Source organism: Streptomyces sp. URMC 126 (genome assembly GCF_051386555.1).
Lineage (GTDB): Bacteria > Actinomycetota > Actinomycetes > Streptomycetales > Streptomycetaceae > Streptomyces.
This window is the reverse complement of sequence record NZ_JBPQTX010000338.1, coordinates 1-7,335: the sequence shown is the minus strand read 5'-3', so window position 1 is coordinate 7,335 and position 7,335 is coordinate 1. Positions and strand designations below refer to the sequence as shown.

Annotated in this window: 6 protein-coding genes; 2 read left to right on the top strand and 4 right to left on the bottom strand. The window is 73.7% G+C overall.

What is annotated here, in order from left to right; genetic code table 11:
- Window positions 1-180: 180 nt before the first annotated feature.
- From ACSNOK_RS28470 to ACSNOK_RS28455, 4 genes are all read right to left on the bottom strand, one after another.
- The gene (locus ACSNOK_RS28470; protein ID WP_436783664.1) at window positions 181-384 is read right to left on the bottom strand and encodes a hypothetical protein; all 204 of its coding nucleotides are present in this window, start codon (window positions 382-384) and stop codon (window positions 181-183) included.
- 49 nt (window positions 385-433) lie between these two features.
- The gene (locus ACSNOK_RS28465; RefSeq protein WP_436783663.1) at window positions 434-1,324 is read right to left on the bottom strand and encodes an acyl-CoA thioesterase; all 891 of its coding nucleotides are present in this window, start codon (window positions 1,322-1,324) and stop codon (window positions 434-436) included.
- A 36-nt stretch (window positions 1,325-1,360) separates the two neighbouring features.
- Window positions 1,361-2,518, bottom strand: a complete 1,158-nt coding sequence (locus ACSNOK_RS28460; RefSeq protein ID WP_436783662.1) for an acyl-CoA dehydrogenase family protein — start codon at window positions 2,516-2,518, stop codon at window positions 1,361-1,363.
- Window positions 2,519-2,640: 122 nt separating this feature from the next.
- Window positions 2,641-3,267, bottom strand: a complete 627-nt coding sequence (locus tag ACSNOK_RS28455) for an SACE_7040 family transcriptional regulator (protein ID WP_436783665.1) — start codon at window positions 3,265-3,267, stop codon at window positions 2,641-2,643.
- Between the two features lie 127 nt (window positions 3,268-3,394).
- On the opposite strand from ACSNOK_RS28455, the gene ACSNOK_RS28450 reads away from it, so the two are divergent.
- Together ACSNOK_RS28450 and ACSNOK_RS28445 are read left to right on the top strand one after the other, a co-directional pair.
- Window positions 3,395-5,026 (top strand): carboxyl transferase domain-containing protein, encoded by a 1,632-nt coding sequence (locus tag ACSNOK_RS28450; RefSeq protein ID WP_436783661.1) that lies wholly within the window; start codon window positions 3,395-3,397, stop codon window positions 5,024-5,026.
- Window positions 5,027-5,040: 14 nt separating this feature from the next.
- The coding region (locus tag ACSNOK_RS28445; RefSeq protein ID WP_436783660.1) for an acetyl-CoA carboxylase biotin carboxylase subunit at window positions 5,041-7,335 on the top strand (2,295 nt) is incomplete at its 3' end.

The following is a 7,335-nucleotide window of genomic DNA, read 5'->3' as shown; positions in this document are numbered from 1 at the left end:
GTCCTCAAACGCCGGACGGGCTGAGTACGGCGCCCGGGCGCGAAATTCCAGCCCGTCCGGCGTTTGAGGACAACCGCGCGGAGCGCGGTTTCAGGGGGGTTGCGGGGGCGCTCCCCGCGGAAACGGTGAAATGGGGGTGCCCCCTCTGGGGGAGGGACCGGGGCCAAGTCCCCACGGCGGTCAGGCCGTCCGCCCGTTCCAGCCTCGCACGCACAGCCACGACCCCCCGTACAGCGCCCCGAACTCGAAGGCGCGCCCGGCGAGGCCGATGGCGAATCGGGCGCTGCCCGTCTGGTCCACGAGCCACTGGTGCCAGAAGAACATCACCAGGACCGTCAGAACGATGACGACGGCTCCCGCGGCCATCAGCAGGATGTTGCGCATGAGTTCTCCCCTCCTACGCCGAGGAGCGTACGGGGAAACCGACGGCGTCTCAGTCCCGCGTACGCGGAATCCGCACCAGCCCCTCCTGGATCACCGACACCGCCAACTCCCCGCCCTCCGTGAAGATCCGGCCGCGCGCCAGCCCCCGGCCGCCCTGGGAGGTGGGGCTCTCCTGGTCGTAGAGCAGCCACTCGTCCGCGCGGAACGGGCGGTGGAACCACATGGCGTGGTCCAGGCTGGCGCCGACGACGTCGCCGACCACCCAGCCGCCGCGCCCGTGGGCGAGCAGGACGGAGTCCAGCAGCGTCATGTCGGAGACGTAGGTGGCCAGGCAGACGTGGAGCAGCGGGTCGTCGGCGAGCTTGCCGTTGGTGCGGAACCACACCTGCGAACGGGGTTCGCGCGGCTCCCCGTACCGGGCGAACGGCGGGTCGCCGACGTACCGCAGGTCGACCGCGGCCCGGGCCTCCAGCAGCCGTTCGACGACGTCCGGGCCCGCGAACCGGTCGGCGTAGCGGGGCAGCAGCTCGGCGGCGGTCGGCAGGGTGAGCGGGTCGGGCGCGGGCGGGGCCGGCTCCTGGTGCTCCAGCCCCTCCTCGTGGAGCTGGAAGGACGCCGAGAGGTGGAAGATCGGCCGACCGCGCTGGACGGCCACCACGCGGCGGGTGGTGAAGGAGCGGCCGTCGCGGATGCGGTCGACCGTGTAGACGATGGGCGCGCCGGGGTCGCCCGGCCGCAGGAAGTAAGCGTGCAGGGAGTGCGGGAACCGGTCCCCCGGGACCGTCCGGCCGGCCGCGACCAGCGCCTGCGCGGCGACCTGGCCGCCGAAGACGCGGGGGATCAGGGCGGGCCGGCTGGTGCCCCGGAAGATGTCCTCCTCGATCCGTTCGAGGTCGAGGAGGTCCAGCAGGTCCTGCAGCGGGGCCGGGGGTTCGTTCACGTGCGGTGGTTCCGTTCCTGAGGGAGCTCGCGGAGCTCAGAGACCCATCGACTTGGCGACGATGGAGCGCATGACCTCGCTCGTGCCGCCGTAGATCCTGCTGACGCGGGTGTCGGCGTACAGCCGGGCGATGGGGTACTCCATCATGTAGCCGTAACCGCCGTGCAGCTGGAGGCACTTGTCGATGACCACGGCGGCGCGTTCGGTGGTGAAGAGCTTGGCGGACGCGGCGTCGGCGGCGCTCAGCTCGCCCGCGTCGTGCGCGTCCAGCGCCCGGTCGACGACGGCCTGCATGGCGTCGACCTCGGACTTGCAGTCGGCGAGGACGAACTTGGTGTTCTGGAACGACGCCACCGGCTGCCCGAAGACCGTGCGCTCGGCCACGTACTTCCGCGCGAACTCCACGGCGGCGGCGGACTGCGCGTACGCCGAGAAGGCGATGCCGAGCCGCTCCTGCGGGAGGTTGTGCGCGAGGTAGGAGAACGCCTTGCCCTCCTCGCCGAGCCGGTCCGCCACCGGCACCTTGACGTCGGTGAAGGAGAGCTCGGCGGTGTCGGAGGTCTTCAGTCCCAGCTTCTCCAGCTTGCGGCCGACCGCGTAGCCCTCGGAGCGGGTGTCCACGAAGAGGAGCGTGATCCCGCCACGCCGGTCCTCGGGGGTGGGCGGCGCGGTGCGGGCGCAGACGATCACCCGGTCGGCGAGCACGCCGCCGGTGATGAAGGTCTTGGCGCCGTTGAGGACGTAGTGGCTGCCGTCCTCGGAGAGCTTCGCGGTGGTCCGCATCCCGGCCAGGTCGGAGCCGGTGCCGGGCTCGGTCATGGCGATGGCGGTCATCATGTCGCCGCTGACGAACGGCGGCAGCCAGCGCCGCTTCTGCTCCTCGGTGGCGTACTTCAGCAGGTACGGCAGGACGAGCGCGGTGTGCACACTGCTGCCGCCGAAGCTGACGGCCGCACGGGCGCACTCCTCGGTGATGACGGCCTGGTACTTGAAGCTGGTCTCGCCGGCGCCGCCGTACTCCTCGGGGACCTCGATGCCGAAGACGCCCAGCTCGCCGAGCTTCTTGTAGAAGTCGCGCGGTGCCTGGCCGGCCTCGCGCCACTCGTCGTAGTACGGCACGACCTCCGCGGCGATGAAGGCGCGGATGGTCTCCCGGAACGCCTCGTGGTCCTCGTTGAATACCGTCCGACGCACAACTACCCCCTCGGCGGGGCCGGTTCCGCCGCCCCCGGTCGGCTGAGCGCTTGCTCAGCGAAAGCTACCCGGCGGTCTCCTGGACTGTCCAGATCCCGCCGGCCCCGGGCGCGTCCGGGACCTCAGGGACGCACGGGGCCGCTGAGCGCCGCGAGGGCGCCGTGCGCCAGCCGGCGCAGCAGTGCGGCGGTGGCGTCCCGGCCGGGCAGTCCGCCGGCGCGGCCGAGGTGGGGGGTGGAGTTGAGCAGGCCGAACACGGCGTGCACGGCGGCCCGGGCGTCGTCCTCGGCGACCCCCGGGTGCAGGGCGCGGACGACCTCGACCCACAGCTCCACGTACTGCCGCTGGAGCGAGCGGACCTGCTTGCGGTCGGCCTCGCGGAGCTGGCCCAGCTCACGGTCGTGCAGGATGATCAGCGCCCGGTCGTCCAGGGCGAAGTCGATATGCCCGTCGATGAGCGAGCCCAGCACGGCGGCCGGCCCGGCGTCCGCCGCCTCGGCCGCGGCCCGGCGCTCCCGCCCGCTCGCCAGCAGCCGGCCGCTGATGCCGACCAGCAGCTCGGCGAGCATCGCGTCCTTGCCCGCGAAGTGGCGGTAGAGGCCGGGGCCGCTGATGCCGACCGCGGCCCCTATCTCGTCCACCCCGACGCCGTGGAAGCCGCGCTCGGCGAAGAGGCGGGCCGCCTCGCGGAGGATCTGCTCGCGGCGGGTGGGAGCTGGTGCGTCGGGAGCGGTGGCGGTGGGGTTCACAGGGGTCACCGAACAAATTGTAGACAGCGCCGTTAGCGGCCGTTAACCTGAAGAGGATCTGTTAACGCTTATTAACCGCAACGGCTAGTAAGTGCACGTGGCACGGGAGCAAGGGAGCTTCGAGTCCATGCAGCAGGCACCGGCGCTGGTCAGCGCCGCAGATCCGGCATCCGAAGGCTGGCGCGCCAACGAGGCCGCGCACCGCGAGCTCGTGGCACGGCTGCGCGAGAAGCTGGCGGCGGCCCGGCTCGGCGGGGGCGAGCGCGCCCGCGCCCGGCATACGGCGCGGGGCAAGCTGCTGCCCCGGGACCGGGTGGACGCCCTGCTGGACCCCGGTTCGCCGTTCCTGGAGCTGGCCCCGCTGGCCGCCGACGGCCTGTACGGCGGGGCCGCCCCCGCCGCCGGGGTGATCGCGGGCATCGGCCGGGTCTCGGGCCGCGAGGTGGTGATCGTCGCCAACGACGCGACGGTCAAGGGCGGCACGTACTACCCGATGACCGTCAAGAAGCACCTCAGGGCGCAGGAGATCGCCCTGGAGAACCGGCTCCCCTGCCTCTATCTGGTGGACTCCGGCGGCGCCTTCCTGCCGATGCAGGACGAGGTCTTCCCGGACCGCGAGCACTTCGGCCGGATCTTCTACAACCAGGCCCGGATGTCCGGCGCCGGCATCCCGCAGATCGCCGCCGTCCTCGGCTCCTGCACCGCCGGCGGCGCGTACGTCCCCGCGATGAGCGACGAGGCCGTCATCGTGCGCGGCCAGGGCACGATCTTCCTCGGCGGCCCGCCGCTGGTGAAGGCCGCGACGGGTGAGGTCGTCACCGCCGAGGAGCTGGGCGGCGGCGAGGTCCACTCCAAGGTCTCCGGCGTCACCGACCACCTCGCGGAGGACGACGCGCACGCGCTGCGGATCGTCCGGACGATCGTCTCGACGCTCGGCGACCGCGGGCCGCTGCCCTGGCGGGTGGAGCCCGTCGAGGAGCCCAAGGTCGACCCGGCCGGGCTCTACGGCGCCGTCCCGGTCGACTCCCGCACCCCGTACGACGTCCGCGAGGTCATCGCGCGGGTGGTGGACGGCTCCCGGTTCGCCGAGTTCAAGGCCGAGTTCGGGCAGACGCTGGTGACCGGCTTCGCCCGGATCCACGGCCACCCGGTCGGCATCATCGCCAACAACGGCATCCTGTTCGCCGAATCCGCCCAGAAGGGCGCCCACTTCATCGAGCTCTGCGACCAGCGCGGCATACCGCTGGTCTTCCTCCAGAACATCTCCGGCTTCATGGTCGGCCGGCAGTACGAGGCCGGCGGCATCGCCAAGCACGGCGCCAAGATGGTGACGGCCGTGGCCTGCGCCCGCGTCCCCAAGCTGACGGTCGTCGTCGGTGGCTCGTACGGCGCCGGCAACTACTCGATGTGCGGCCGGGCCTACTCGCCCCGCTTCCTGTGGATGTGGCCCAACGCCAAGATCTCCGTGATGGGCGGCGAGCAGGCCGCCTCGGTGCTCGCGACCGTCAAGCGTGACCAGCTGGAGGCGCGCGGCGAGGAGTGGAGCGCGGAGGACGAGGAGGCGTTCAAGGCGCCCGTCCGCGAGCAGTACGAGACCCAGGGCAACGCCTACTACGCGACCGCGCGGCTGTGGGACGACGGCGTCATCGACCCGCTGGAGACCCGCCGCGTCCTCGGCCTCGCCCTCACCGCCTGCGCCAACGCCCCCCTGCCCGAACGCGACCCGAACGCGCCCGGCTACGGCGTCTTCCGGATGTGAGAGGAGACGTGACGATGTTCGAGAGTGTCCTGGTCGCCAACCGAGGCGAGATCGCCGTCCGGGTCATCCGCACCCTGCGGGAGCTGGGCATCCGCTCGGTCGCCGTGTACAGCGACGCGGACGCCGACGCCCGGCACGTCCGCGAGGCCGACACGGCCGTCCGCCTCGGCCCGGCGTCCGCCGCCGAGAGCTACCTGTCCGTGGAGCGGCTGCTCGCCGCCGCCGAGCGGGCGGGAGCGCAGGCCGTGCACCCGGGCTACGGCTTCCTCGCCGAGAACGCGGCCTTCGCCCGCGCCTGCGAGGACGCCGGCCTGGTCTTCATCGGCCCGCCCGCCGCGGCGATCGAGCTGATGGGCGACAAGGTCCGCGCCAAGGAGACGGTCCGGGCGGCGGGTGTCCCGGTCGTACCGGGCTCGTCGGGCAGCGGCCTGACGGACGCGCAACTGATCGATGCCGCGCGCGAGATCGGCACCCCTGTCCTCCTGAAACCATCCGCGGGCGGCGGCGGTAAGGGCATGCGGCTCGTCCGCGACGAGGCGCTGCTCGCCGAGGAGATCGCGGCGGCCCGCCGTGAGGCGCGCGGCTCCTTCGGTGACGACACGCTGCTGGTGGAGCGGTGGATCGACCGGCCCCGGCACATCGAGATCCAGGTCCTCGCGGACGGCCACGGCAACGTCGTCCACCTCGGCGAGCGCGAGTGCTCGCTCCAGCGCCGGCACCAGAAGATCATCGAGGAGGCGCCGAGCGTCCTCCTGGACGAGGCCACGCGTGCCGCGATGGGCGCCGCCGCCGTCCAGGCGGCCCGTTCCTGCGGCTACACCGGCGCGGGCACGGTCGAGTTCATCGTCCCCGGCGGCGACCCGTCCGCCTACTACTTCATGGAGATGAACACCCGCCTCCAGGTCGAGCACCCGGTGACGGAGCTGATCACGGGCCTGGACCTGGTGGAATGGCAACTCCGCGTGGCGGCGGGCGAGCACCTGGCCTTCACCCAGGAGGACGTGACCCTCACCGGCCACGCCGTCGAGGCCCGCATCTGCGCCGAGGTCCCGGCCCGCGGCTTCCTCCCGTCCGCGGGCACGATCGTCGCCCTCCACGAGCCGAAGGGCCCGGGCGTCCGCGTCGACTCCGGCCTGCTGCCGGGCACGGAGGTCGGCACGGACTACGACCCGATGCTCGCCAAGATCATCGCGTACGGCCCCGACCGCGCCACGGCCATCCGCCGCCTGCGCGCCGCCCTCGCGGACACGACCATCCTCGGCCTGGAAACCAACACGGGCTTCCTCCGCCGCCTCCTCGCGCACCCGTCGGTGGTCTCGGGCGACCTGGACACGGGCCTGGTCGACCGCGACGGCCCGTCGCTCCTGGCGGACACGGTCCCGGACGAGGTGTACGCGACGGCGGCCCTGACCCGCCAGGCGTCCCTGACCCCGGCCACCGCTCCCGACGACTGGACGGACCCCTTCTCCGTCCCGGACGCCTGGCGCCTGGGCGGCGAGCCCGCCTGGACGCCACACCACCTGCGGGTACCGGGCCGGGACCCGGTGACGGTACGGGTGCGACCGACGGCTTCGGGCATGGAGCTACTGCTCGAAGCGCCGGAGGGCGCGGGCTCGGCCGCCGGCGGCGCGCAAGCGCCCGGCAGCCGACCCCCGGGCGAGCCGACCGAGCCGTCGGGCACCACGGCGATCCCGGGCGGCACCGCGGCACTCGACGCACCGGAGGGCGCGGGCGGCGCGCCGGAACCCACGGCCTCGGCCGCCGGCGGCGCGCAGGCAGTCGGCAGCCGGCCCACGGGCGAGCCATCGGGCACCACGGCGGCCCCGGGCAGTCCCACGGCACTCGACGCACCGGAAGGCGCGGACGGCGCGCCGGAACCCACAGCCTCGGCCACCGGCGGCGCGCAAGCACCCAGCAGCCGGCCCACGGGCGAGCCGACCGAGACGTCGGGCACCACGGCGGCCCCGGGCAGTCCCACGGCGACCGGCGGCCGGGACACTGGCGCTGCGGCGGTCACGCCCGCCGCCGTCGACCTCGCCGGCGCGGCGAGCGCCACCGACGCGCAGGCGACGCGCGCGGTACCCGACAGCGGTCGGATGGGCGGGCACGTCGCCGCCACCACGGACGCCGTGCCCACCAGCGCCGCAGCGCCCGGCACAACACCGGCCGGCGAACGGAACGTGAGCGCGGCCGGGCCGCAGGCCGCCGGCGCGACCCCCGCCGCGCCGCAGGCGCCCGGCGGAGCCGCTCTGCCCGCGCGGCAGGGCAAGGGCGCCGGGGGGTCCGGGGGGCTGCCCCCGGTTTCGGGA

Coding starts and splice junctions, on each gene's coding strand:
- ACSNOK_RS28470 (WP_436783664.1), bottom strand. CDS start 384: ATGCGCAACATCCTGCTGATGGCCGCGGGAGCCGTCGTCATCGTTCTG.
- ACSNOK_RS28450 (WP_436783661.1), top strand. CDS start 3,395: ATGCAGCAGGCACCGGCGCTGGTCAGCGCCGCAGATCCGGCATCCGAA.